This is a genomic window from Micromonospora sp. WMMD729 (assembly GCF_049315225.1).
Taxonomy (GTDB): Bacteria; Actinomycetota; Actinomycetes; order Mycobacteriales; family Micromonosporaceae; genus Micromonospora.
Genome location: NZ_CP186059.1, coordinates 3,596,734 through 3,620,888, shown reverse-complemented (window position 1 = coordinate 3,620,888; position 24,155 = coordinate 3,596,734). Strand labels below are relative to the sequence as shown.

Annotated in this window: 19 protein-coding genes; 12 read left to right on the top strand and 7 right to left on the bottom strand. The window is 72.1% G+C overall.

What is annotated here, in order from left to right:
* Position 1: 1 nt before the first annotated feature.
* Together ACN263_RS16680 and nrfD are read left to right on the top strand one after the other, a co-directional pair.
* Complete coding sequence (locus ACN263_RS16680) at positions 2-1,045, top strand: 4Fe-4S dicluster domain-containing protein (protein ID WP_422735230.1); 1,044 nt, start codon at positions 2-4, stop codon at positions 1,043-1,045.
* Complete coding sequence (gene nrfD / locus ACN263_RS16675; protein WP_422735229.1) at positions 1,042-2,091, top strand: NrfD/PsrC family molybdoenzyme membrane anchor subunit; 1,050 nt, start codon at positions 1,042-1,044, stop codon at positions 2,089-2,091. Before ACN263_RS16680 ends, nrfD begins: the two co-directional genes overlap by 4 nt.
* 12 nt (positions 2,092-2,103) lie before the next feature.
* Here nrfD and ACN263_RS16670 read toward each other — a convergent pair whose 3' ends face one another.
* Both ACN263_RS16670 and ACN263_RS16665 read right to left on the bottom strand, forming a co-directional pair.
* Positions 2,104-3,660, bottom strand: coding sequence for an OFA family MFS transporter (locus tag ACN263_RS16670; RefSeq protein ID WP_422735228.1), 1,557 nt, complete (start codon positions 3,658-3,660; stop codon positions 2,104-2,106).
* 179 nt (positions 3,661-3,839) lie between these two features.
* A complete protein-coding gene (locus ACN263_RS16665; RefSeq protein WP_422735227.1) occupies positions 3,840-4,394 on the bottom strand; it encodes a winged helix-turn-helix domain-containing protein in 555 nt (184 codons plus the stop codon).
* Positions 4,395-4,684: 290 nt separating this feature from the next.
* On the opposite strand from ACN263_RS16665, the gene ACN263_RS16660 reads away from it, so the two are divergent.
* Complete coding sequence (locus ACN263_RS16660; RefSeq protein ID WP_422735226.1) at positions 4,685-9,091, top strand: S8 family serine peptidase; 4,407 nt, start codon at positions 4,685-4,687, stop codon at positions 9,089-9,091.
* Between the two features lie 78 nt (positions 9,092-9,169).
* Here ACN263_RS16660 and ACN263_RS16655 read toward each other — a convergent pair whose 3' ends face one another.
* Positions 9,170-9,673, bottom strand: a complete 504-nt coding sequence (locus tag ACN263_RS16655) for a winged helix-turn-helix domain-containing protein (protein WP_422735225.1) — start codon at positions 9,671-9,673, stop codon at positions 9,170-9,172.
* A 285-nt stretch (positions 9,674-9,958) separates the two neighbouring features.
* Here ACN263_RS16655 and ACN263_RS16650 point away from each other — a divergent pair, with 285 nt between their 5' ends.
* The 4 genes from ACN263_RS16650 to ACN263_RS16635 are packed head-to-tail and all read left to right on the top strand — an operon-like array spanning position 9,959 to position 13,614.
* Positions 9,959-10,951 (top strand): phosphatase PAP2 family protein, encoded by a 993-nt coding sequence (locus tag ACN263_RS16650; RefSeq protein ID WP_422735224.1) that lies wholly within the window; start codon positions 9,959-9,961, stop codon positions 10,949-10,951.
* Positions 10,952-10,967: 16 nt separating this feature from the next.
* Positions 10,968-11,663 (top strand): response regulator, encoded by a 696-nt coding sequence (locus tag ACN263_RS16645; protein WP_422735223.1) that lies wholly within the window; start codon positions 10,968-10,970, stop codon positions 11,661-11,663.
* Positions 11,660-13,126: an ATP-binding protein gene (locus tag ACN263_RS16640; protein ID WP_422735222.1), complete on the top strand. Its 1,467-nt coding sequence runs from the start codon at positions 11,660-11,662 to the stop codon at positions 13,124-13,126. The genes ACN263_RS16645 and ACN263_RS16640 overlap by 4 nt, the downstream gene beginning before the upstream one ends.
* Complete coding sequence (locus ACN263_RS16635; protein WP_422735221.1) at positions 13,123-13,614, top strand: hypothetical protein; 492 nt, start codon at positions 13,123-13,125, stop codon at positions 13,612-13,614. Before ACN263_RS16640 ends, ACN263_RS16635 begins: the two co-directional genes overlap by 4 nt.
* A gap of 16 nt (positions 13,615-13,630) precedes the next feature.
* Here ACN263_RS16635 and ACN263_RS16630 read toward each other — a convergent pair whose 3' ends face one another.
* The 4 genes from ACN263_RS16630 to ACN263_RS16615 all read right to left on the bottom strand — a co-directional run bounded on the left by ACN263_RS16630 (position 13,631) and on the right by ACN263_RS16615 (position 19,289).
* Positions 13,631-14,650, bottom strand: a complete 1,020-nt coding sequence (locus ACN263_RS16630; RefSeq protein ID WP_422735220.1) for a D-alanine--D-alanine ligase family protein — start codon at positions 14,648-14,650, stop codon at positions 13,631-13,633.
* Positions 14,647-15,786 (bottom strand): alanine racemase, encoded by a 1,140-nt coding sequence (gene alr / locus ACN263_RS16625; protein ID WP_422735219.1) that lies wholly within the window; start codon positions 15,784-15,786, stop codon positions 14,647-14,649. The genes ACN263_RS16630 and alr overlap by 4 nt, the downstream gene beginning before the upstream one ends.
* Positions 15,783-16,910 carry an acyltransferase family protein gene (locus ACN263_RS16620; RefSeq protein WP_422735218.1) on the bottom strand — a complete coding sequence of 376 codons (1,128 nt, stop codon included), beginning with the start codon at positions 16,908-16,910 and terminating at the stop codon, positions 15,783-15,785. Before ACN263_RS16620 ends, alr begins: the two co-directional genes overlap by 4 nt.
* Before the next feature lie 117 nt (positions 16,911-17,027).
* Positions 17,028-19,289 carry a catalase gene (locus ACN263_RS16615; protein ID WP_422735217.1) on the bottom strand — a complete coding sequence of 754 codons (2,262 nt, stop codon included), beginning with the start codon at positions 19,287-19,289 and terminating at the stop codon, positions 17,028-17,030.
* 182 nt (positions 19,290-19,471) lie between these two features.
* Here ACN263_RS16615 and ACN263_RS16610 point away from each other — a divergent pair, with 182 nt between their 5' ends.
* The 5 genes from ACN263_RS16610 to ACN263_RS16590 all read left to right on the top strand — a co-directional run bounded on the left by ACN263_RS16610 (position 19,472) and on the right by ACN263_RS16590 (position 24,088).
* Complete coding sequence (locus tag ACN263_RS16610; RefSeq protein ID WP_422735216.1) at positions 19,472-20,371, top strand: alpha/beta hydrolase family protein; 900 nt, start codon at positions 19,472-19,474, stop codon at positions 20,369-20,371.
* Positions 20,372-20,506: 135 nt separating this feature from the next.
* Positions 20,507-21,289 carry an ABC transporter ATP-binding protein gene (locus ACN263_RS16605; protein ID WP_422735215.1) on the top strand — a complete coding sequence of 261 codons (783 nt, stop codon included), beginning with the start codon at positions 20,507-20,509 and terminating at the stop codon, positions 21,287-21,289.
* A gap of 71 nt (positions 21,290-21,360) precedes the next feature.
* Positions 21,361-22,068 (top strand): ABC transporter ATP-binding protein, encoded by a 708-nt coding sequence (locus ACN263_RS16600; protein ID WP_422740728.1) that lies wholly within the window; start codon positions 21,361-21,363, stop codon positions 22,066-22,068.
* A gap of 32 nt (positions 22,069-22,100) precedes the next feature.
* On the top strand, positions 22,101-22,979 hold the full coding sequence (locus ACN263_RS16595; protein ID WP_422735214.1) for a branched-chain amino acid ABC transporter permease: 879 nt from the start codon (positions 22,101-22,103) through the stop codon (positions 22,977-22,979).
* A complete protein-coding gene (locus ACN263_RS16590) occupies positions 22,976-24,088 on the top strand; it encodes a branched-chain amino acid ABC transporter permease (protein WP_422735213.1) in 1,113 nt (370 codons plus the stop codon). Before ACN263_RS16595 ends, ACN263_RS16590 begins: the two co-directional genes overlap by 4 nt.
* Positions 24,089-24,155: the final 67 nt, after the last annotated feature.

The window sequence follows — 24,155 nt, the reverse complement described above, 5'->3', positions numbered from 1 at the left end:
GATGCCGCACGCCAACGCCCTGTACGGGCCGCTCGATCCGGCGCCGGACGCGGGTTATGTGGACGCGCCGGAGCGGATGGGGTTCTTCACCGACACGAGTGTGTGTATCGGGTGCAAGGCGTGTGAGGTGGCGTGCAAGGAGTGGAACGGGGTTCCGGAGAGTGGCTTCGATCTGTTGGGGATGTCGTACGACAACACGGGGGCGTTGACGGCGAACTCGTGGCGGCACGTCGCGTTCGTCGAGCAGCCGCGCGGCGCCGGCTGGGCCACCCCGGCGTTCGCCGGTTACCCGGACGGGCCGGCGGTCAGCCCGGCGACGGCGGCCGTCGGGGCGCGGACCGAGGCCGACACCGGCACGGACCCGGGTCTGCCACCCGGCTCGCCCGGCGCGGCCACCCGCATGTCCGGCGGCCCGGAGTTCCTGGGTATGCCGGGGGCGCAGCCGCCGGGGCGGGGTACCGGTGTGGAGGGTCGCAGTGATTTTCGCTGGTTGATGATGTCGGATGTGTGTAAGCACTGCACGCATGCGGCTTGTTTGGATGTGTGTCCGACGGGGTCGTTGTTCCGGACGGAGTTCGGGACGGTGGTGGTGCAGGAGGACATCTGTAACGGGTGTGGGTATTGCATTTCGGCGTGTCCGTACGGGGTGATCGATCAGCGTCGGGGTGATGGTCGGGCGTGGAAGTGCACGTTGTGTTATGACCGGTTGGGTGCGGGGATGACGCCGGCGTGTGCGCAGGCGTGTCCGACCGAGTCGATCCAGTACGGGCCCCTGGACGAGTTGCGCGACCGCGCCGCGCAGCGGGTGCAGGTGTTGCACGAGCGAGGCGTTCCCGAGGCGCGGTTGTACGGGCACGACCCGAACGATGGTGTGGGTGGTGACGGCGCGTTCTTCCTGTTGTTGGACGAGCCCGAGGTGTACGGGCTGCCGCCGGATCCGGTGGTGACCACCCGGGACCTGCCGGCCATGTGGAAACGCGCCGGCGTCGCCGCCCTGACGATGGCCGCCGCCACGGTGGTCGCGTTCCTGGGCAGGCGGCCATGACCGACCCGACGCCACCGGTGGGCGACCGGTTCCGCGCGTACCAGGCCCGCCTCGACCAGCCCGGCGGGCGGCGCGGGCGCGGACACGGCGGCGAGCAGCTGACCGTGCCACCCGCCGACTTCAGCTCCTACTACGGTCGGCCGATCCTCAAGGCGCCGGTGTGGAAGCGCGACATCGGCGGGTACCTGTTCACCGGTGGCCTCGCCGCCGGCGGCGCCCTGATCGGCGCGGGCGCCCAACTGACCGGACGCCCCGCCCTGCGCCGGGTGGGCCGCTGGACGGCCCTCGGCGGCACCGTCGCCAGCGCGTACCTGCTGGTGCACGACCTCGGTCGGCCGGAACGGTTCCACCACATGCTCCGGGTCGCCAAACCGACCTCGCCCATGTCGATGGGCACCTGGATCCTCACCGCGTTCGGCCCGGCCGCCGGGGTGGCCGCAGTCGCCGAACTCGCGCCCCTGCTACCGCGACACGGGGTGCTGGGCCTCGCCCGTCGGCTGGCGCCCGGCGTCGGTGACGTCGCCGGTCTCGCCGCGGCGGCCACCGCGCCGGCACTGGCCACGTACACCGGGGTCCTGCTCGCCGACACCGCCGTACCGGCCTGGCACGACGCGTACCCCTTCATCCCGTTCGTCTTCGGCGGCAGTGCGCTCGCCGCGGCCTCCGGGGTGGGTCTCATCGCGGCGCCCGCCGCCGAGACGGGCCCGCTGCGCCGGCTCGCCGCCGCCGGTGCGGCCATCAAGCTGGTCGGTGGCCACCGGATGGAGCGGCTCTGGATCACCGGCGAGCCCTACCGCAGCGGCCACAGCGGCCGCCTGGTCCGGGCGGGCAACGTGCTGCTCAGCGTCGGTGCGGTCGCCGCGCTGTTCTCCCGACGCAGCCGGCTCCTGTCGGTGCTCTCCGGCGCGGCCCTGGTGGCCTCGTCGCTGGCCACCCGCTTCGGGATCTTCGAGGCGGGCGCGGTGTCCGCGCGCGATCCGAAGTACACCGTCGTACCCCAGCGGGAACGCCTCGCCGACGGCGGCCCGGCGGCGGACGTCCGGTGAACGCCGGCCGCCTCAGCTCGTGAACAGCTTGGCGGCCGTGCTCAGGGTCTGCACGATCCCGTAGCCGAGCAGCACCGCGACGAGCAGCCAGGACAGCCAGAGCCGCCCGGTCTGGTCACCGACGTGGTCGGGCACCGGTGGCGTGCTCTGCGGGCCGAGGGCGACCGGCTCGGTGACGCTGGCCTTCGCCACCGGCGAGGTCGACCCCTGGTCCGGCTCGTGGAACCGGTCGGGCACGGCACGGACCAGCAGGTTGGCGACGAAGCCGATGGCGAGCACGCCGACCATGGTGAACAGCGCGGGCCGGTACGCCGACGCGGTGAGCGTCCCGGGCTTGCCCTGGGTGTCGAGGATCCGGTTGACGATCAACGGCCCGGCTACGCCCGCCGCCGACCAGGCGGTCAGCAGCCGCCCGTGGATGGCTCCGACCTGGAAGGTCCCGAAGAGGTCCCGCAGGTACGCGGGCATGGTGGCGAAGCCGCCGCCGTAGAACGAGATGATCAGCGCGGCGATCAGCACGAAGAGCGCCGTCGCCGCGTGCCCGGCCACCGCGAGCAGCGCGTAGAGCACCATGCCGACACCGAGGTAGACCAGGTAGATCGGTTTACGGCCGATCAGGTCGGACGTCGTCGACCAGACGAACCGGCCGGCCATGTTGAACAGCGACAGCACGCCCACGAAACCGGCGGCCGCCGACACCGACACGGCGGTGGACCCGTTGTCCCGGAAGAAGTCCTGGATCATCGGGCTGGCCTGCTCCAGGATGCCGATGCCCGCCGTGACGTTGCAGAACAGCACGATCCACAGCAGCCAGAACGAGCGGGTCCGTACGGCGTTGGAGGCGGACACACTCGCCCTCGTCACCAGCGGTCGGGCGGCGACGCGGGCGGGGTCGAACCCGGCGGGCCGCCAGTCGGGTGGTGGCACCCGCACGTTGAACGGACCAAACATCATGATCACGAAGTAGCCGATGCCGAACGTGACGAAGAGCCCCACCAGGGCGCCCCCCGAGGCCACCGCCGCCGGGTTCGCCGGGTTGTAGCCGGCGTCGTAGAGCGACAGCAGTTGGCGCGCGAGCGGACCGGCGACCAGGGCGCCGCCACCGAACCCCATGATCGCCAGGCCGGTGGCGAGACCCGGGCGGTCCGGGAACCACTTGATCAGCGTGGAGACCGGTGAGATGTAGCCGATGCCGAGCCCGATGCCGCCGATGACGCCGTAGCCGAGGTAGAGCAGCCACAACTGCTTCGTGGCGATGCCCAGCGCCCCGACCAGGAAGCCGGTGGCCCAGAAGCAGGCGGAGACGAACATCGCTCGCCGTGGGCCGTTGCGTTCCACCCAGCGGCCGCCCACCGCCGCCGACGACCCCAGCATGACGATGGCGATGCTGAAGATCGCCCCGATCGCGGTCTGGCTGGTGTCGAAGTGCGCGATGAGGGAGTTCTTGTAGACGCTCGTCGCGTAGACCTGACCGATGCAGACGTGCACGGCCAACGCCGCGGTTGGGATGAGCCAGCGGCTGTATCCCGGGGGAGCGACGGTGTGCCGGGGATCGAATACCGACAGCATGGTGTCCGCACCTCCTGCGGGTGAGCGGGCAGGCGGCGGGCGCGTCCGGCGTTCGCCGTTGATCGGCTGTGTTTCACGTTACGTGCTCACCGGGCGCGGCTCTCGGATACCGGAAAACGCGCCGACCCCGGATCGGGGCGGCCGGGCCCTGCTGAGAACCTGCCCAAGTCAGGCAGCAGTCAGGCGCGGGCGATCCGTGGGTCCTGCCGGTCGGTGAGCCGCAGCCCGACACCACGGACCACCTCGATCGTGGCGGCGGTGCCGAGGTCCCGCAACTTGGGGCGCAGCCGCTTCACCAGGGACTGGACGTCCGCCCTGCGCCCGCGCCCCTCGTCGTGCCAGACCGACCGGTGCAGCTCGGCGTAGCTCCACACCCGCAGCGGCTCGGTGGCCAGGCAGGTCAGCAGGTCGTGCTCCAGCCGGGTCAGGTCGACCTCGCGTGCCCCGTACCGGGCGGTGCACCGGGCCGAGTCGACGACCAGGGCGGGGTCGGGCTCGGCGGCGGGCGTACGGTCCGGCGGCGGCTCGCCCGGCGGTCCGGGCCGCTGCTGCGGCGCCCCGATCAGCCGGCGCAGCTCGTCGAGGTCGGCCACCAGCAGCAGCGGGGCGACGCCGTCGAGCCGCTCCGCGAGTCGGATGCGCTCGCGCGCCGACGGCGTCACCGCGATCAGCAGCGGGAACTCCTCGTCAGGCGGGTCGCCCCCGTCCAACGCCGCGTCGTCGGTCTCGGCCACCGCACCGCCTGCGAATCGATGGGCATCCCTGCCGACCTATCGTCATGGTGCTGACAACGTTTGGCAAGCGCGTCGCCAGCAGGGCAACCGGTAGCGACAAGATGCTCACAGCAAGTTCTTGATCGTCCTTTCCTCTCGATCATAGTGTCCACTCGGGCAACCGGCGTGACCCGCGCGGTGCATGGGGGAGGCATGAGGGGTCCGTTCGCTCGGTTCCGTCGAGTGGATCTCGTGCACTTCCCACCATGGCCCACGTACACCCCTGGGTCGTTCTGAGGAAGGCGGCACCGATGTTCAGACGTCCACAATGGAGACGCACGGCCAGATCGGTGGTGAGCGCCGGCGCGGCGCTGGTCCTCACCGTCACGTGCCTGGCCAGCTTCGGCTCCGGGGCGCAGGCCGCGCCCGGCTCGACGGGCACCGCCGTCGGGGACAAGATCCGGCCGGAACTCGCCAAGCAGTTCCAGGCCAAGAGCGCAGGGGACTTCTGGATTCGGTTCAAGGACCGCGCGGACCTGAGCAAGGCCAGCGCCATCAAGGACTGGACCAAGCGGGGTTCGGCCGTGGCACAGGCGCTGCGCGAGAGCGCCGCCGCGAGCCAGGGCAAGGTCCGCGCCGAACTCGACAGCTCGGGTACGAAGTACCAGAGCTTCTGGGCCACCAACGCCATCAAGGTGAACAGCGGCTCCCTGGCGATGGCCCAGCAGTTCGCCGCGCACAGTGAGGTCGAGGGTCTCTACGCGCCGGTCGCGTACGAGCTGCCGAAGCTCACCAAGGGAACCGACGAGAAGACCGTCAACGCCGTCGAGTGGGGCGTCGCCAACATCAACGCCGACGACGTGTGGTCCCAGTACGGCGTCACCGGCGAGGGCGTCACCATCGCGAGCATCGACAGTGGCGTGCAGTACGACCACCCCGCCCTGGTGAACTCCTACCGTGGCAACAACGGCGACGGCACGTTCGACCACGACTACAACTGGTTCGACGCCGCCGGGACGTGCGACGGCGCGCCCTGCGACGACGACGGCCACGGTACGCACACCATGGGCACCATGGCCGGCTCCGCCGGCGCGAACCAGATCGGTGTCGCGCCCGGCGTCAAGTGGATCGCGGCGAACGGCTGCTGCCCCACCGACGAGGCGCTGATCGAATCCGGTCAGTGGATGCTCGAACCGACCGACTCGAACGGCCAGAACCCGGACGCCAGCAAGCGCCCCAACATCATCAACAACTCCTGGGGCACCCGACTGCCGTCCAACGAGCCCTTCATGGAGGACGTGACCCTGGCCTGGGCCGCCTCGGGCATCTTCGGGGTGTTCTCGAACGGCAACAGCGGGCCGGCGTGCCAGACCAGCGGCTCGCCGGGAAGCCTCGCCAGCAACTACTCGGCGGGCGCGTACGACGTCAACAACACCATCGCCAGCTTCTCCGCGCGCGGCGTCGGGCAGAACGGCGAGATCAAGCCCAACATCTCCGCGCCCGGCGTGAACGTCCGGTCGAGCATCCCCGGCAACGGGTACGGGACCGCCAGCGGCACGTCGATGGCCGCCCCGCACCTGGTGGGCGCGATCGCCCTGCTGTACTCGGCGGCACCGTCGCTGGTCGGGGACGTCGACGCGACCCGCGCGCTGCTCAACGGCACCGCGATCGACAAGGCCGACGACCAGTGCGGTGGCACCGCCGCCGACAACAACGTCTGGGGTGAGGGCCGGCTGGACGCCCTCGCGCTGCTCAACGCCGCCCCCACCGGCGACGTCGGCACCCTGGCCGGCACGGTCACCGACGCGGCCACCGGCGCCCCGATCGCCGGCGCGACCCTGACGCTGACCGGTCCGACCTCGCGGGAGATCACCACCGGCGCCGACGGCACGTACTCGACCCTCGTCCCGACCGGTGACTACCAGGTCGTCGTCTCCGCGTTCGGGTACGGCAGCGTCACGAAGTCGGCGACCGTCACGAACCGTACGACCACGACGCTCGACGTCGCCCTGACGGCGGTGCCGCGCGTCAACGTCACCGGCTCGGTCACCGACGGGTCGGGCCACGGCTGGCCGCTGTACGCCAAGGTCAGCGTGAGTGGCCCGGCGGGCGTGTACGACTACACGACCCCGTCGAACGGCCGCTACAGCATCACGCTGCCGGCCGGTCAGACGTACACCCTGACGTACGAGGTGCAGTACCCGGGCTACCAGAAGGTCACCAAGGAGGTCGTGGTCGGCACCCGTAACGTGACGGCAAACGTCGCGGTGCCGGTGGACACCACCAAGTGCACGACGGCCCCCGGCTACACGTTCGGCTCCGACGGGGTGTACGAGAGCTTCGACGCGACGACCACTCCGGCCGGCTGGTCGGTGGTGGACAACGTGGGCGCGGGTCAGGTGTGGAAGTTCACCGACGACGGTGATCGGGGCAACCTGACCGGTGGCACCGGCAACTTCGCGATGATCGACAGTGACGACTACGGCGCGGGCAAGAGCCAGGACAGCTCCCTGGTCAGCCCGGTCGTCGACCTGACCGCCGTCAGCGCCCCGGTCATCCGGTTCAACCAGGACTTCAACCAGCTCAACGACGACACCGCCGACGTCGACCTGAGCATCGACGGAGGCGCCACCTGGACGAACGTGCTGCGCCAGGAGACCGACGTCCGGGGACCGAAGCTCACCGAGATCCCGATTCCGCAGGCGGCCGGCAAGTCGCAGGTCCAGGTGCGGTTCCACTACTACGACGCCAAGTTCGACTGGTGGTGGGAGGTCGACAACGTCCTGATCGGCAGCCAGGTTCTCTGCGTGCCGGTCGACGGCGGCCTGGTCGTCGGCAACGTCCGCGACAAGAACGACAACAGCTACGTCAACGGCGCCACCGTCACCAGCAACGACCGGCCCGCCGAGAAGGCGGTCACCGTGGCGACCCCGGACGACCCGGGGCTGCCCGACGGGTTCTACTGGATCTACTCGACGCTGACCGGCACCCACAAGTTCACCGCGACGGCCGGCAGCTACGTCAGCCAGAGCAAGCAGGTCGACGTCGAGCCCGACTGGGCGACGACCGCGAACTTCGTCCTCGCGGCCGGCCGCCTGTCGGTGACACCCGCCGCGCTGAGCGCGACGCTCCAGATGCCCGGCGGCAAGGCGACCAGGACGTTCACCGTGACCAACACCGGCGGCGCTCCGGTCGAGGTCGCCTTCGGTGAGCGGGACGACGGCTTCGAGCTGCTGCGGGCCGACGGCTCGCGGGTGACCCGGCAGCAGGCGCTCGGCGCGGCCGGCGCGCCCGAGCAACGGCTGACGGTCCCGACGTCGGTCGCGGCCAGGGCGTCCGGCAAGGCGAAGACCGCGACGCCCGCGGCGGCCGGTCCGCAGGCCGCGCCGTGGACGGACATCACCGACTACCCGGGCAACATCATGGACAACCGGGTGGTCACCCTGGACGGCAAGGTGTACTCGATCGGTGGTGGCGACGGAACCGCCTCCACCGTGAAGACCTACGCCTACGACCCGGTCGCGCAGAGCTGGACGGCGGCCGCCGACCTTCCCGGCGCCCGCAACGCGCTGACCGTCGGCGTGGTCGGCGGGAAGATCATCGCAACGGGCGGCTGGGGCGATGCGGGCCCGGACGCCGCCACCTGGTCGTACGACCCGGCAGCCAACACCTGGACCGAACTGGCCGACAACCCCGCGCCGCGGGCGGCGGCCGGGCAGGCGGTCGTCGACGGCAAGCTCTACGCCGTGGGCGGCTGCACGACCGCGGCCTGCGTGCCGATGTCGAACACCGTGGTCCGTTACACCCCCGGCACCGACACCTGGGAGACGGTGGCCAACTACCCGAAGTCGGTGGCCTTCGCCTCCTGCGGCGGGATCGACGGCGTCCTGTACTGCACCGGTGGCAACGACGGCACCGCGGCGCAGAAGGCCAGCTACGCCTACGACCCGGGCGCCAACACCTGGACCGCGATCGCGGACGCGCCGACCGACAACTGGGCCAGCTCGTACGCGGTGGCCAGCGGCAAGCTCCTGGTCGTGGGTGGTTCCCAGGGCGGCGCGATCACCAACGCCGGTTTCGCCTTCGACCCGGCCACCAGTTCCTGGTCGAACCTGCCGAACGCCAACACCGCCCGCTACCGGGGTGGCGCGGCGTGCGGCTTCTACAAGATCGGTGGTTCCTCGGGCAGCTTCGACGCGGCGCCGGACAGCGAGGCGCTGCCGGGCTTCGAGGGGTGCGCCGAGGCGGCGGCCGACGTCAGCTGGATGACGATCGACAAGACCACGGCCACCCTCGCCCCGGGGGAGAAGGTCACGGTCACCGTCGGGTTGACCGCGAGCGTGGACCAGCCGGGCACCTACTCGGCCGCGGTCACGATCCGGGAGAACACGCCGTACTCGGTGCCGCCGGTGACGGTGACCATGACGGTGACGCCCCCGAAGACCTGGGGCAAGCTGATGGGTACGGTGACCGGGACGAGCTGCGGGGGCGCGGCCGCGCCGATCGCCGGTGCGGTGGTCCAGGTCGACTCGTGGGCCATGTCGTTCACGTTCACGACCGATGCCGCCGGTAACTACGCCTACTGGATGGACCGTCGGAACAATCCGCTCACCATGATCGTCGCCAAGGACGGCTGGAAGCCCCAGACCCGTCAGACGAAGGTCAACGTCACCACTCCCACGGTGGAGAACTTCGGGTTGTCGCCGATCCGGTGCTGACCCCCGAGCGGTAGCGCAGTGAGCCGGCCCGCCTGGTCCTCGACCAGGCGGGCCGGCGATTTTCCTACGAGGCAGACCTCAGATCGGTGCGAGCCGGAAGCCGACGCCGCGGACGGCGTGGATCGTGGCGGTGGCGTCGAGTCGGGCGAGCTTGCGGCGGACCCGACGGACGACCGAGTGCATGTCGGATCCACGGCCGAGGTGCCGGTTGCCCCAGACCTCGAGGTGCAGCCGCTCGTACGTCCAGACCTGCCCGGGCGCGTCGACCAGGCAGAGCAGCACGTCGTGTTCCAGCCGGGTCAGGTCGATCTCCTGATCGCGCCAGCGCAGCACCCGGCGGTCGGAGTCGACGCTCAGGTCGGGCGGCGGCTGTGGGCGCTGCGCCACCTCCGCGCGCACCGGCGGGACCGGAGGAGGTGCGACGGGGGGCACCTCGCCCACCCCGAGGAACTCCCGTGCCTGCTCGACGTTCGAGACGATCAGGAAGGCGTCGCTCCCGCCGAGCAGGCGGGCCAACTGCCGGCGCTCGGCCGGCGAGGACGCGATGCCGATGACGAGTGGCGCGACCGAAACCCCATGCATTGCCCAACCCCTTCCGGTTCCCCACGAACACTCCGGATGGTTTACGCACCGCCGATAAGATCGATCGGCGTCTTGACCTTAGTGACGGCTCGTCTCGGGCGGGTTAAACATAGTTGCATGTAAGCATGTGAATGCCGGTTCACGTCCGGTCGGCGTCATGACAGGGCGCGCTGGCGGGCGTTCGTGGGGGAGGATCGCCCGGTATTTCCCGTACGAGGGCCGGTTGTGACAGAACCAAGACAATCCGCGGACAGCGCCCGGATCTCACCGGCCGAGCATGGTCGCATGTCCCACACATCGTCGTACTTCATCGGTCGGTCGCCGGTGCCGACACCGGCGGTGCCGCCCGGCCCGGCCCGCGCGCCGGCCCTCGCGGTGCACCCGGCGCTCCGACTGCTCGCGGCGGGCGTCTGTTGCCTGCTCGCGCTGGGTCTGGTCGGCCTGGTCTTCGTGTGGACCCAGCCCGGCCAGTGGGTCGACGGACTGCTGCTGCCGCGCGCCGAGCGGGGCGGGGGTTACGCGCAGCCCGGCGGGCTGTTCGAGCCGGCCACGGTCGTCCTGCGGCACTTCGGTCACCCGGCGCTGCTGGCCGTCCTGCTCGCCGCCGTGCTGGTGGTGGGCGCGCTCGGTCGCCGGCTGCTGCCCGGCGTCGTGGGCGTCGGTCTGGTGCTCGGCGCGGTGCTGGTGGCCGGCGCGGCGAAGTCCGCGCTGCCCCGCCCGGAACTCGCGGTCGCGGGTTCGACCACCCACAACAGCTTCCCCAGCGGTCACGTCGCGGTCGCGGCGGCACTGGCGCTGGCATTCCTGCTGGTGACGCCCGACGCGGCCCGACGGTGGCTGGTGGTGCCCGGCGCGGCGGGCGTCTCGGTGATCGGCGCGGCCACCATGATCGCCGGATGGCACCGGTTCAGCGACGTGCTCGGGGGCGTTCTGGTGAGCCTGACGCTGTTCTGTCTGGCGGCCGCCGGGCTGGCGGTCCGGGTCGGTGGCGACACGCGTCGTCCGGCTGCCGCGCCGAGGTCCGGCCGGGTCTGGCGCGCGCTGGCTCAGGGGGCGGTGGGACTGCTCGTGCTGGTCTGGGCGGTTCGGGTGCTGCTGCCGGGTCTGGCCGCCGAACTGCGGTGGGGGCCGCTGGTGGCCGTCCTGGCGGCGACCGGGTTGACGGTGCTCGCGCTGGGCGGGGCGGCGTTCCTGGTCCGCTCGATGGAGTTCGTCGGCTCGACCCGACCGGCGGGCCGACGGGCGCACAGCATCGACGAACGTGAACAATACTCGTGATGGGATACTTGACGGCATGCCCCAGGTCCTGCTGATCGAAGATCACCAGACGGTCCGCGACGGACTGCAGTTGGCGCTCACCCGGCAGGGCCACACCGTCGTCGCCGTGGCGACCGGTGAACAGGGCCTGGAGCGGCTGCAGACGACCGCCTCCGACGTGGTGGTCCTCGACATCATGCTGCCCGGTATGGACGGGTTCGAGGTGTGCCGTCGGATCCGGCAGCAGGGCGACCTGCCCATCATCATGCTCACCGCCCGCAACGACGACATGGACGTGGTGGCCGGTCTGGAGGCGGGTGCCGACGACTACGTGGTCAAGCCGGTGCAGGCCCGGGTGCTCGAGGCGCGCATCCGCGCGGTGCTGCGGCGCACCGGCGGCGACTCGCGGCGCCCCGGCGCCGATCGACCCGGGCTGCACCGGCACGGCGACCTGACCATCGACCGGGCCGCGCTGGTGGTCAGCAAGGGCGGCGTGCCGGTCGGCCTGGCCCCCACCGAGCTGCGGCTGCTGCTCGAACTCTCGCACACGCCGGGCCAGGTGCTCAGTCGTCAGCAACTGCTGGAGGCCGTCTGGGAGCACGGCTATCTCGGCGACTCGCGGCTGGTGGACGCCTGCGTCCAGCGGCTGCGCGCCAAGATCGAGGACGAGCCGTCGGCGCCGGTCTACATCCAGACCGTACGCGGCTTCGGATACCGGTTCGGGCCGCTGTGACCCCCTGGCACCGGGCCCGCGCCATGGCGTTGGGTCTGCGCACCCGGCTGCTCCTGGCGTTCGCCCTGCTGGGTGTGACCACCACGGCGGTGGTGGCCAGTGGCAGCTACTTCCAGGCCCGTACCGTCATCCTCCAGCAGGCGCAGGACGCGGCGGTGGCCTCACTCACCGACCAGCTCTCGAAGGTGTACCCGGTGCTGCGCCTGCCACCCAGCCAGCAGGAGCTGGACCTGTTGGCGGGGCAGCTCTCCGACCGGGACAGCTACACCCTGGTCCACTACCGGGAACGGTGGTCGTCAGGCGCCGACGGCACCGAACAGCTCACCCCGCAGCTGCGGCAGGAGGTGGCGACCGGTCGGATCGCCTGGCAACGCGTCGAGCGGGCCGGACAGCCGGTGCTTCTCATCGGCACGCAGCTCCGGCTCGACCGGCCCGACGGCACGTCCGTGGCGTCCGGAGTGGAGGTCTACTCGGTGCGTAACCTCGCCTCCGAGCAGGAGAGCATCGACCGGCTCGCCACGCTCGCCTGGGTGACCGGCGGGCTCTCCCTCATCCTCGCGGTCCTGCTGGCCCTGCTGGCGGCGCAGGGGGTGCTGCGGCCCGTCCGCGAGCTGGGTCGCGCGGCACGCCGGCTCGGCGAGGGGGACCTGTCCACCCGGCTGACCGTCCGGGGCGTCGACGAGCTGGCCGACGTCACGCGCACCTTCAACGACACCGCCGCGACCATTGAGCGTCAGGTCGGTGAGCTGCGGCGGATGGAGGCCGACGCGCGGCGCTTCGTGGCCGACGTGTCCCACGAACTCCGTACGCCGCTGGCCGCCATGACGGCGGTCACCGACGTGCTGGACGAGGAGGCGGACCGGCTACCGGGTGACGCCGGCCGGGCCGCCCGGCTCGTCAGCCAGGAGACGCAGAGCCTCACCCAGCTGGTCAACGACCTCATCGAGGTCAGCAGGTTCGACTCCGGCACTGCCCGGCTCGCCCTCGACGACGTCGACGTCGCCGAGGCGGTCAGCGCGACGCTGCGGCTGCGGGGGTGGACCGACCGGGTACGGGCGCACCTGCCGGCCGGTGTCGTCGCTCGGCTCGATCCCCGGCGGCTCGACGTCATCGTCGCCAACCTGGTCGGCAACGCCTTCCGGCACGGCACCGAGCCGGTGTCCGTCCGTCTTGTCGCCGAACCCGACTGGTTCACCATCGAGGTCACCGACCAGGGCCCGGGGTTGGACCCGGAGGTGCTGCCGCACGTGTTCGACCGCTTCTACAAGGCGGACACCGCCCGGACCCGCTCCGAGGGCAGTGGCCTCGGACTCGCGATCGCGTGGGAGAACGCGCGCCTGCACCGGCACGCCGGGCAGTCCGGGAGCCTGGTGGCGAGCAACGGCCCGCGGGGCGGGGCGGTGTTCACGCTCCGGCTGCCCCGGACGGCGTCCGACACCACGGACGTCGGAGTCGTACGGTGAGCCGCCGTCGCGGGGCGTGGGCCTCGCTCGCGGTCGGGCTCCTGGTCGCGGTGCTGACGGCCGGGTGCGGAGTCCGGCCCACCGACGTCATCACGGGCCGCTCCGCGGTGAGCGGCCCGTCCGCGGACGGGGGCATCTACCTGATCGCGGACGGCGAGCTGGCGCTGGCGCTCCGGCCGGTGAAGAACATCCCCCGGTCGCCGGCCGAGACACTCGTGCTGCTCGCCGCCGGCCCCGATGACAGCGAGCGCGACGCGGGGCTCACCAGCGAGGTGCCGTCGGACATCGGTCCGGCAGCCGTGACACCGAGCGCCGACCAGCCCGGCGTCACGGTGCGGATGAAGGGTGCCGTGCTGCCGCTCTCCACCCTGGCGGTCAACCAGATCGTCTGCACCGTGACGCTCGCCGGCCAGCAGGGCAGCTACGCCCCGGTCACCCTGGTCGGCTCGGACGGCACCCGGCCGCCCTGGTCCTGCCCGCTCGACTGACCAGGGCGGTGTCCGCTCACACCAGGTCGACCGCCCGCCCCGGCTCAGGTAGCCGCTGCGCCAGGACCCGACCCCTTTCGGCGAGCGCGCCGGAGATCAGGATGTCGAGCAGGGCGGGGAACTCGACGCCCGCCCGCTGCCAGATCTGCGGATACTGCGAGGCGGCGGTGAAGCCGGGGAAGGTGTTGACCTCGTTCACGATGGGCTCGGCGCCCTCGTGGGGGAGGAAGAAGTCGACCCGCAGCAGTCCCCGGCAGTCGAGGGCGTCGAAGGCGCGGATCGCCCGGTCCTGGAGCACCTCGGTGGTGGCCGGGTCGAGCTGCGCCGGGATCTGGAAGACGGCGCCACCGTCGTACTTCGCGTCGTAGTCGAAGAAGCCCGCCCCGCTGACCCGGATCTCCAGCGGCGGCCCGGCCTGCACCCGGCCGTCGGGGTGTTGCAGGACGGCGACGTCGATCTCCCGACCGTGCGCCCCCTGCTCGACGAGCACCTTCGGGTCGACCTGGCGGGCCTGCGCGAGCGCGGCGGGCAGCGCCGACCACTCGGTCACCCGGACCACGCCCAGGCTGGACCCGGCCCGCGCCGGCTTGACGAAGACCGGCAGGCCCAGCCGCCGCTGGTCGGCCGGCGACAGGGTCTCCTCGGGCCGCAGGGTCACCCCCGGGCTGACCCGCAGGCCCTCCGCGGCGAGGAGCCGTTTGGTGACACCCTTGTCCATGCCCGCCGCGCTGGCGAACACCCCGTTGCCGACGTACGGCACGCCGAGCCATTCCAGCAGCGACGCGACCGTGCCGTCCTCGCCGTACGGGCCGTGCAGGGCGGGGAACACGACGTCCTGGGCGCGCAGCACCCGCAACGCCTGCGGCAGACCCATCGGCCTACCGTCCACGTGCCAGCCGCCGTCGGTGTCGATGAGCACTTCGGTGACCTGGTACCGGTCCCGGTCCAGACCGGCGAGGATGGCAGCCCCGGAGCGCCGTGACACCTCGTGTTCGCCGCTCTGCCCGCCGTACAGCACTGCCAGTCGCGTGATCATGCGAAGTCCGCCCTTTCGTGGAGATGGACGCGGCCCACCCGCGCCCCGATTCCGGTCAAGATCTCGTGTGGGTTGGTGCCGGCCCAGCGCGCCCACTCAGCGACGGTCGGCGCGTCGTCGTCGCGTCCCGCGCCGATCACCACGACCGGGTCGCCGATCCGTACCGCCAGGTCACCCGCGTCGACCACGCACTGGTCCATGGCGATCCGTCCGACCACCGGGCAGCGCCGGCCGCCGAGCCACACCTCGGCCCGACCCTCGGTGACCCGGGGCAGCCCGTCGGCATAGCCGAGCGGCAGCAGCGCCAGCGTCGTCGGGGCGGCGGTCACGTGCTCCGGCCCGTACGAGACGCCCGTGCCGGCCGGCACCCGCTTCACGTTCACCACGGTCGTGCGCAGCGTCAGGGCGGCGTGCAGCCCGAACGCGCCGGGACCGACCGCGCCGAACGGATCGACGCCGTAGAGGGCCAGCCCGATCCGGCAGAGGTCGAAGCGGGTCCGGGGCGCCGACAGCGCGGCCGCCGAATTGGCCAGGTGGACGAGATCAGGGTCGAGGCCGGCGGCCCGGGCGACGTGCAGCGCCTCGGTGAACGTCCGGAGCTGACCGGCCAGCGCGGGCGCACCCGGTACGTCCGCGTCGGCCAGGTGGGACCACACGCCGCGTACCCGGAGCGCGCCCTGCACCTCGTACTTGCGGGCCCAGGCCACCAGGTCGGGCCACTCGTCCCGACCGGCGCCGTTGCGGGTGAGACCGGTGTCCGCCTTGAGCTGCGCCGTCGCGGGTACGCCGAGCCGCACCGCCGCGTCGACCAGCGAATGCAGGTGGGTGAGGGTGGAGACACCCACGTCGACGCCCGCGAGGATCAACTCGGTGAAGTCGTCGTCCGGGCGGTGCAGCCAGCTCAACGTCGGCGCGGTGATGCCCGCGGCGCGCAGGGCCAGCGCCTCGGCCGCCGAGGTCACGCCCAACCAGGTGGCCCCGGCACGCAGCGCGACCCGCGCGACCGGCACCGCCCCGTGGCCGAACCCGTCGGCCTTCACCACCGCCATCAGGTCGGTGCCGGTGACCGCGGCGACCGTCCGGACGTTGTCCGCGATCGCCCCCAGGTCGACCACCGCCTCGGCCAGGGCGGTCATCCGGTCACCGCCGGGCGGCGGGTGCCGGGGAGCGCGAACAGCCAGCGGGCGCGGGCCGCCAGCAGCCCCCGGTGCGCGGCGAGGCTCAGACCGGTGACGAGCGCGGTCAGCACGACCGGGTAGCCGAGCACGATCAGGCCCTGCGCGCCCGCGTCCAGCTCGGAGACCGGGGCGACGAGCAGGCGGTGCAGCAGCGCCACCAGCGGCAGGTGGATGACGTAGACGGGCAGCGTGACACGCCCGAGGACGGCCAGCCGGTCGCCGAGGGCGGGCCACCGGACCAGGCGGGCGGCGGCGGTGACGCCGAAGGCCACCGCGACGACGGAGACCGCCGGCCACACGCCGAACCACCGCTGGGCGCCGGCCGCCGCCATCGCGGCCAGCGCGAGGGTGTACGCCCCGCCGGTCAGCACCAGTCGACGCCGGGTCGCGGTGGCGACCCAACGCTGGATGGGGGACCGCAGGTACAGGCCGGCCAGGAAGAAGACCAGGTTCTGGTATAGGCCGGCCCGGTTGCCCGGGGTGGCCAGCAGGCCGGCGGCCGCGACGGCGGACAACACCGCGGCGGGTACGACGACGAGCCACGACGGCAGCCGACGGGCCGCCTTGGCGAGCGTGAAGTAGAGCGCCAGGGCGTACAGGTACCAGAGGTTGGAGGGAGTGACGGTGAGCTGTGCCAGCAGTCCGACGACGGACGTGGCCCGGTCGGTCGGGAAGTCCGGCGTCACGGCGAGGACCGCGGTGTGGATCAGCAGCCAGAGGGCGTACAGGTAGAGGAACCCCGCGATGCGGCCACGGGCGACGGCGCGCCAGGGCCGGTGCACGGCGTTGGCCGCGAAGAGACCGCTGATGGTGAAGAAGAGCGGCATGCGCAGCGGCAGCAACTGCTCACCCAGCGTCCCCCACAGGCCCGGCACGGGCACGCCGACGTGCCAGTCGATCCGCAGGTAGTCCTTGACGACGATGTGCCAGCCGACGACGAGGAGGATGCACACGCCCTTCGCGGCGTCGGCCCACTGCACACGCTGCGGTCCGCCGGTGTCGGCCCGCCGTCGGTGGCGGAACCGGACGCGTGCGTCGTGCCCCTCCGGTCGGGGCTCGGTGCGAGACAGCTCTTGGATCACTCAGCAGAAGGTGCCAGCGGGATATCCGCGCCTGATCCTCGAATTGTCATGATCCGGTAATGGACCGACGAGGGCTGCCCTCCCGCCCAGGGAAGGACAGCCCTCGTCGGTGACGGATCAGGCCACCGAGGCGGGGAATCGCTCCCAGACCCGGTGCGCGGCCATCAACCGCTGCACCCCGGTCAGCGCCTCCGCGCCGGAGCCTGCGGCCACGATGCCGGGGGTGCCGGCCACCCCGGCCTGCTCCAGCACGGTGACGCCGGCGCCCCACGCGCCGATCGCCTTGGCGTGCCGCCAGCACTCCTCGACCAGGAGCAGCACGCGGGGGTCGACGGTCGCCGCGTCCGGCCGGCCCGCCTTGGCGTCGCGGGCGGGCAGCGCGTCGGGCGCGGGCACCGGCGCCCCGGCCAGCAGCAGCGCGTCGAACTCCACCGAACGGCCGGTGGCGAAGGTCCGCTGGACCGGCAGGTCGCCCACCATGCCACCGTGCGGGGCGATCAGCAGCGGCACCATGCCGGCCTCGAAGACGGCCCGCCGGACCTCGCCGACGTCGTCCAGGTCGCCGTCCGGGTCGACGACGATCCCGACGGTACGGCCGTCGGCCGGCCACTCCCGGCCGACCTGCGACAGGGCCGGGCTCGGCGTGACGTCGACCGGCGTCACCGTGGGCTGCGGCGCGGGCAGCCCCAGGCCGGTGGCCACCTGCTCGCACAGCACCGGGTCGATGTTGGCGAGGCACTGCAGCTGACGTTCCTTGATCGCCTGGTGGTAGCACTTGCCCAGCTCGAAGGTGTACGCCCGGATGATGTGCTCCTTCTCGACCGGCGACATGCTCAGCCAGAACAGTCGTACCTGGCTGTAGTGGTCGTCGAACGACGCGGGGCTCGCGCGGACCTTCGGCGCCTGCGCCACCGTCACCGGCACGTCGACGAAGGCGTGCTCGGCGTCGCCGGCCTCGAAGGGGTTGCCGCCGTCGAGCGAGTTCGGCCGGTACGGCGCCACCCCGGCGTGCACGGCGTGCTGGTGGAAGCCGTCACGCAGCATGTCGTTGACCGCCGCGTGCGGACGGTTGATCGGGATCTGCGCGAAGTTCGGGCCGCCGAGGCGGGTGAGCTGCGTGTCGACGTACGAGAAGAGCCGCCCCTGGAGCAGCGGGTCGTTCGTGACGTCGATGCCCGGCGGCAGGTGGCCGAGGTGGAAGGCGACCTGCTCGGTCTCGGCGAAGAAGTTCGTCGGCGTCCGGTTGAGCACCAACCGGCCGATCGGCTGCACCTCCGCCAACTCCTCCGGGACGATCTTCGTGGCGTCCAGCAGGTCGATGCCGGCGAAGGTCTCCTCGGGCGTGTCGGGGAAGACCTGGATGCCGAGTTCCCACTCGGGAAACGCGCCCGCCTCGATGGCGTCGTAGAGGTCCCGGCGGTGGAAGTCGGGGTCCATGCCGCCGAGCAGCTGCGCCTCCTCCCAGGTCAGCGAGTGCACGCCGAGCTTCGGCTTCCAGTGGAACTTGACCAGCACCGTCTCCCCGGCCTCGTTGACCAGGCGGAAGGTGTGCACACCGAAGCCCTCCATGGTCCGGTACGAGCGCGGGATGCCCCGGTCGGACATGTTCCAGATGGTGTGGTGCTGCGCCTCGGTGTGCAGCGAGACGAAGTCCCAGAACGTGTCGTGCGCGCTCTGCGCCTGCGGGATCTCCCGGTCCGGGTGCGGCTTCGCGGCGTGGATGATGTCGGGGAACTTGATGGCGTCCTGGATGAAGAAGACCGGCATGTTGTTGCCGACCAGGTCGAAGGTGCCCTCGTCGGTGTAGAACTTGGTCGCGAAGCCCCGGGTGTCCCGGACGGTGTCGGCCGAGCCACGCGAGCCGAGGACGGTGGAGAACCGGACGAAGACCTCGGTCTCGCGTCCCTTCTTCAAGAAGCCGGCCCGGGTGACCGCCTCGGCGGTGCCGTAGGCGGTGAACACCCCGTGCGCGCCCGCGCCCCGCGCGTGCACCACGCGCTCCGGGATGCGCTCGTGGTCGAAGTGCGTGATCTTCTCGCGCAGGTGGTGGTCCTGGAGCAGGACCGGTCCCCGGGGACCGGCCTTGAGCGAGTGGTCGGTGTCGCGCAGCCGCGCTCCGTTCGCCGTCGTCAGGTACGCGCCCTGCTGACCGTTCGCGGTCGTCGGCGCACCGGTCTCGGCGCCGGTGGGCGTACGCGTCTGCGGGGCGCCCTGTTCCGTCTTGGGCGGCAGCGGGTCGCGGGGCGAGGTCGGCTCCTCGACGGTCGGCGGTGCGCTGCCGGGCGCGCCCGGCACATCCGGCGTGAGGGCGTCGGCGATCTTCTCGGAGGCGGTCTTCACGACGTTCTTGACGGCTTCGGCGGGCTTGCTGGATTCCACTGAGCGGACCTCTCCCTGGAGCGTTTGAGCAGGCCCCTGCACCCCTACCCCTGGTCGGAGGGGCGAAACGCACGAAAAATCCGCTCCTTCGGCAGGACTGGTGATTTCACCGATGTGTCGGTCGCCCCGGGCCACCAACACTGACAAGCGTCGATATCCCTCGACTCTAGGGAGTGCCCGACGTGTCGTCACCAACCACCACCCGTCCCCGTTCCCTGCCCGCCCGGGTCGCCCGGCTCGCGCTGGCTACCACCCTGCTCGTCGCCGGCGTCCTCGTCGGACCGACGGGTGCCGCCCAAGCGGCCGGCCCGTACGAGCGGGGCCCGGCCCCGACCACCGCGATCCTGGAGGCCAGCCGCGGTCCCTTCGCCACCGCCTCGCAGAGCGTGTCGTCGCTGAGCGTGACCGGCTTCGGCGGTGGGGTCATCTACTACCCGACCAGCACCAGCGAGGGCACCTTCGGCGCCGTCGCCATCTCGCCCGGCTACACCGCCGCATGGTCCAGCATCAGCTGGCTCGGCCCACGGATCGCCTCGCACGGCTTCGTGGTGATCGGCATCGAGACCAACACCCGACTGGACCAGCCGGACAGCCGCGGCCGGCAGTTGCTCGCCGCGCTGGACTACCTCACCCAGCGCAGCTCGGTGCGGAGCCGGATCGACAGCAGCCGGCTCGCGGTGGCCGGGCACTCGATGGGCGGCGGCGGCAGCCTGGAGGCGGCCTCGTCCCGGCCGTCGTTGCAGGCCGCGGTGCCGCTCGCGCCCTGGAACCTGGACAAGAGCTGGTCCGAGCTGCGGGTGCCGACGCTGATCATCGGCGGCGAGAGCGACAGCGTCGCGCCGGTCGCCACGCACTCCATCCCGTTCTACAACAGCATCCCGTCCTCGGCCGAGAAGGCCTACCTGGAGCTGAACGGAGCGAGTCACTTCTTCCCGCAGACCGTCAACACCCCGACGGCGCGGCAGATGGTGGCCTGGCTCAAGCGGTTCGTCGACGACGACACCCGCTACGAGCAGTTCCTCTGCCCGGGCCCGAGCGGGTCGCAGATCCAGGAGTACCGCAACACCTGCCCGAGCGCCTGAGCGCGCTCGTGAAGGGACGGCCGCCCCACGGCGGCCGTCCCGGCCGTTCGGGCGCATCGAGGGGTCTTGACGCGATCACCGAGAAACGTACACTGCGAGTGTAAATAACACCCGCCACGGCAGAGGGATGGGTGCATGGAGCGCGGCCTCGAACTGCACGACATCGGCGTCCGTTTCGGCGGCCTCACCGCCCTCGACGACGTCTCGCTCCGGGTGCCACCCAACCGGGTGGTCGGCGTGATCGGGCCCAACGGCGCCGGCAAGACCACCCTGTTCAACGTGGTCTGCGGCTTCGTCACACCGCAGACGGGTTCGCTCACCCTCGACGGTCGGCCGCTGCGCCCCCAGCCCCACCGGCTGACCCGGCTCGGCATCGCCCGGACCCTGCAGGGGACCGGGCTCTTCGCGGGGCTCAGCGTGGTGGAGAACGTGATGACCGGCGCGTCCCACACCGCCCGTGCAGGTTTCGGCGCGGCGCTGTTCGGGCTCGCCGGCAGCGACCGCGACGAGCGCCGGCTGCGCCGGCACGCCCTGGACGTCCTCGACGGTCTGGGCATCGCCGCGCACGCCGAGGCCGCGCCGGGCACGCTGCCCTTCGCCGTACGCCAGCGGGTCGCCCTGGCCCGCGCGCTCGCCGCGCGGCCCCGGCTGCTGCTGCTCGACGAACCCGCCGGTGGCCTCGGCGCCGACGACATCGCCGAGCTGGCGGACCTGATCCGGCAGCTGCCCCGGCGCGAGGTCGACCCCTGCGCGGTGCTGCTCGTCGAGCACCACATGGACCTGGTGATGGACGTCTGCGACGAGATCGTGGTGCTCGACTTCGGCCGGGTGATCGCTACCGGCACCCCGGACGAGGTCCGCGACGACCCGGCGGTCACCGACGCGTACCTGGGCGCCCTCGTCGAGGAGACAGCGTGAGCGCGAGGAGTGAGCCGGGTTTGCGAGCCCCGCAGTCGCGAACGAAGGACGGGTCAGCGAGCGCGCCGGATCTGCTCGTGGTCCGGGGACTGGTGGCCGGTTACGGCGCCGCGCCGGTGTTGCGGGCCGTCGACCTCACCGTGCCGGCCGGCACCATCGCCGCCGTCGTCGGCGCCAACGGCGCCGGCAAGACGACGCTGCTGCGGGCCCTCTCCGGCATGATCCGGCCGGCGGCCGGCCAGGTCGTCCTCGCCGGGGAGGATCTCCGGGGTACGCCGGTGGAGCAGCTCGTGCGGCGCGGCATGGCGCACGTCCCGGAGGGTCGGGGCGTGATCGGCGAGCTGACGGTCGACGAGAACCTGCGGCTCGGTGGGCTGTGGCGGCGGGACCGGGCGGACGCCGGGCGCGCCCTCGACGAGGTCTACGAGCTGTTCGAGCCGCTCGCACGGCGTCGTCGCCACCACGGCCACCAGCTCTCCGGCGGCGAGCGGCAGATGCTCGCGCTCGGCCGGGCCCTGGTCGGGCGGCCGCGCCTGCTGCTGCTGGACGAGCCGTCGCTGGGCCTGGCGCCCCGGGTGGTCGCCCGGATCATGGCCCTGCTGCGCCAGTTGCGTGACCAGACCGGCCTGACCGTGCTGCTGGTCGAGCAGAACGTGCGCAGCGCCCTCGCCGTCGCCGACCAGGGCGTGGTGATGTCCCTCGGCCAGGTGGTGATCGCCGCCCCGGCGGCGACGCTGCGCGACGACGCCGACCTGCGTCACGCGTACCTCGGTTTCTGACCAGCATCGAAGTCTTCACGGAGGGAGGACAGTTGGACCGCTTCGTCTTCCTCACTGTCGACGGCCTGTCCCGGGGCGCGGTGTACGCCGCGTTCGCGCTCGCGCTGGTGCTCATCTGGCGGGCGGCCCGGGTCGTCAACTTCGCCCAGGGCGCGATGGCCGTCGCCGCCGCGTACGTCGCGTACTCGGTGTCCGCCGCGACGGGCTCGTACTGGCTGGGTTTCGTCGTCGCGATCGTCGCCGGACTGCTGCTCGGCGCACTGGTGGACCGGGTGGTGATGCGGCACGTCGACCACGCGTCGCCGCTCAACCCGGTCATCGTCGCGCTCGGCCTGGTGCTGCTGATCCAGGCGGTGCTGGGCATGGTGTACGGCAACGAGTTCCGCCCCGCCGACGTCCCGTTCAGCCGGTCCGCGTTCACCGTCGGGGGGATCGCCGTGCTGTCGCCGTACGATCTGTTCGTCTTCGCCACGATCGCCGTGGTGGTCAGCGGGCTGGGCTGGATGTTCGCCCGTACCTCGATCGGGTTGCGGATGCGGGCGGCGGCGTTCGCGCCGGAGGTCTCCCGCCTGCTCGGGGTGAACGTCGGCGGCATGTTGACGCTCGGCTGGGCGTTGGCCTCGGGCGTGGGCGCGCTCGCCGCGATGCTGGTCATCCCCACCGAGTTGGGTCTGCACCCGCACGCCATGGACCTGGTGTTCGTCTCGGCGTTCACCGCGGCGGTGGTGGGTGGGTTGGACAGTCCACCGGGGGCGGTCGTCGGCGGCCTCGCGGTGGGGCTGCTGCTCTCCTACGTGAGCGGGTACGCCGGCAGCGACCTCACCCCCCTCGCCGTGCTCCTGCTGCTGCTGGCGGTGCTGCTGGTGCGCCCCGGCGGGCTGTTCGCCCCGGTCGCGGCGAGGCGGGTGTGAGCGCCACCCGGGCGGTCCTGCCGCCGGAGCAGCGACCGGCCGACACCGACGAACGCCCGCCCGAGCCGCGACGGGGCTCCACGCTGCTGCGGCACCTGGCCGTGGCGCTCGCCGTGGGGGCGCTGCTCGTTGCGGTCAGCTACGCCGTCGAGCCGTTCCGCAACTTCCAGCTCGCCACGATCGCCGCGTACCTCTGCGCCACCGCCGGGCTGACCGTCCTCACCGGACTCAACGGGCAGCTCTCGCTGGGGCACGGGGCGTTGATGGCGACCGGGGCGTACACGGTGGCGCTGTGCCAGAACGCGTTCCTCGACCAGGGCTGGACCGGCGGTTGGCTGTTGGTGCTGTCGCTGGTCGCGGCGGTGGCGGGCACGGTCGTGGTCGGCGCGGTGGTCGGGGTGGCGGCGGCCCGGCTGCGCGGCCCCTACCTGGCCGGGGTGACGCTCGCCGTGGCCGTCGTCGTGCCGGCGCTGGCCGTCACCTTCGACGGTGTGCTGAACGGCGAGCAGGGGCTGTCGGTGCCGGTGGAGCCGCCGCCGCTGGCGCTCGGGGCCTACTTCCCGTACGAGCGGTGGCAGCTCTGGATCGCGGGCGCTGCCACCCTGCTGGCGCTGCTGCTGCTGGCGAACCTGGTCCGCAGCCGGTACGGGCGGACCTTCCGGGCCGTCCGCGACGACGAGGTGGCGGCCCGACTCGCGGGCATCCACGTCGCCCGTACGCAGGTTCTTGCGTTCGTGGTCAGCGCCGCCACCGCCGGGCTCGGTGGTGGCCTGCTCGCGGTGCTGGCGCAGAGCGTGTCGCCCGGGGCGTTCTCGCTGACCCTGTCGCTCTTCCTGCTGATGGCCGTGGTGATCGGCGGTCTCGGCCGGCTCGCCGGCGCGCTCTGGGGGGCGGTGCTGCTGGTCGCCCTGCCCGACCTCACCCATTCCGTGACCGAGCTGCTCACCCTCTCGCCGGCGGTGGCGCAGCGGCTGGAGGGCAACCTCCCGCTGGCGATCTTCGGCGTCACGTTGATCGTCGTGATGATCGCCGCGCCCGGCGGTGTGCAGGGCCTGCTGGCCCGGCTCGGCCGGACGTTGCTGGCCCGCTGGCCGGCGCGACGTTCCTGACTGTTTCCCGGCCCGGCTTCCGCCGGGCGCCCCACCACACCGCTCCCACCCAACCGGACCGAGAAAG

Bases quoted from the DNA above. Each gene is read 5' to 3' on its own strand.
- ACN263_RS16680 (WP_422735230.1), top strand. From the start codon at position 2: ATGCCGCACGCCAACGCCCTGTACGGGCCGCTCGATCCGGCGCCGGAC.
- nrfD (WP_422735229.1), top strand. From the start codon at position 1,042: ATGACCGACCCGACGCCACCGGTGGGCGACCGGTTCCGCGCGTACCAG.
- ACN263_RS16670 (WP_422735228.1), bottom strand. From the start codon at position 3,660: ATGCTGTCGGTATTCGATCCCCGGCACACCGTCGCTCCCCCGGGATAC.
- ACN263_RS16660 (WP_422735226.1), top strand. From the start codon at position 4,685: ATGTTCAGACGTCCACAATGGAGACGCACGGCCAGATCGGTGGTGAGC.
- ACN263_RS16655 (WP_422735225.1), bottom strand. From the start codon at position 9,673: ATGCATGGGGTTTCGGTCGCGCCACTCGTCATCGGCATCGCGTCCTCG.
- ACN263_RS16650 (WP_422735224.1), top strand. From the start codon at position 9,959: ATGTCCCACACATCGTCGTACTTCATCGGTCGGTCGCCGGTGCCGACA.
- ACN263_RS16645 (WP_422735223.1), top strand. From the start codon at position 10,968: ATGCCCCAGGTCCTGCTGATCGAAGATCACCAGACGGTCCGCGACGGA.
- ACN263_RS16630 (WP_422735220.1), bottom strand. From the start codon at position 14,650: ATGATCACGCGACTGGCAGTGCTGTACGGCGGGCAGAGCGGCGAACAC.
- alr (WP_422735219.1), bottom strand. From the start codon at position 15,786: ATGACCGCCCTGGCCGAGGCGGTGGTCGACCTGGGGGCGATCGCGGAC.
- ACN263_RS16605 (WP_422735215.1), top strand. From the start codon at position 20,507: ATGGAGCGCGGCCTCGAACTGCACGACATCGGCGTCCGTTTCGGCGGC.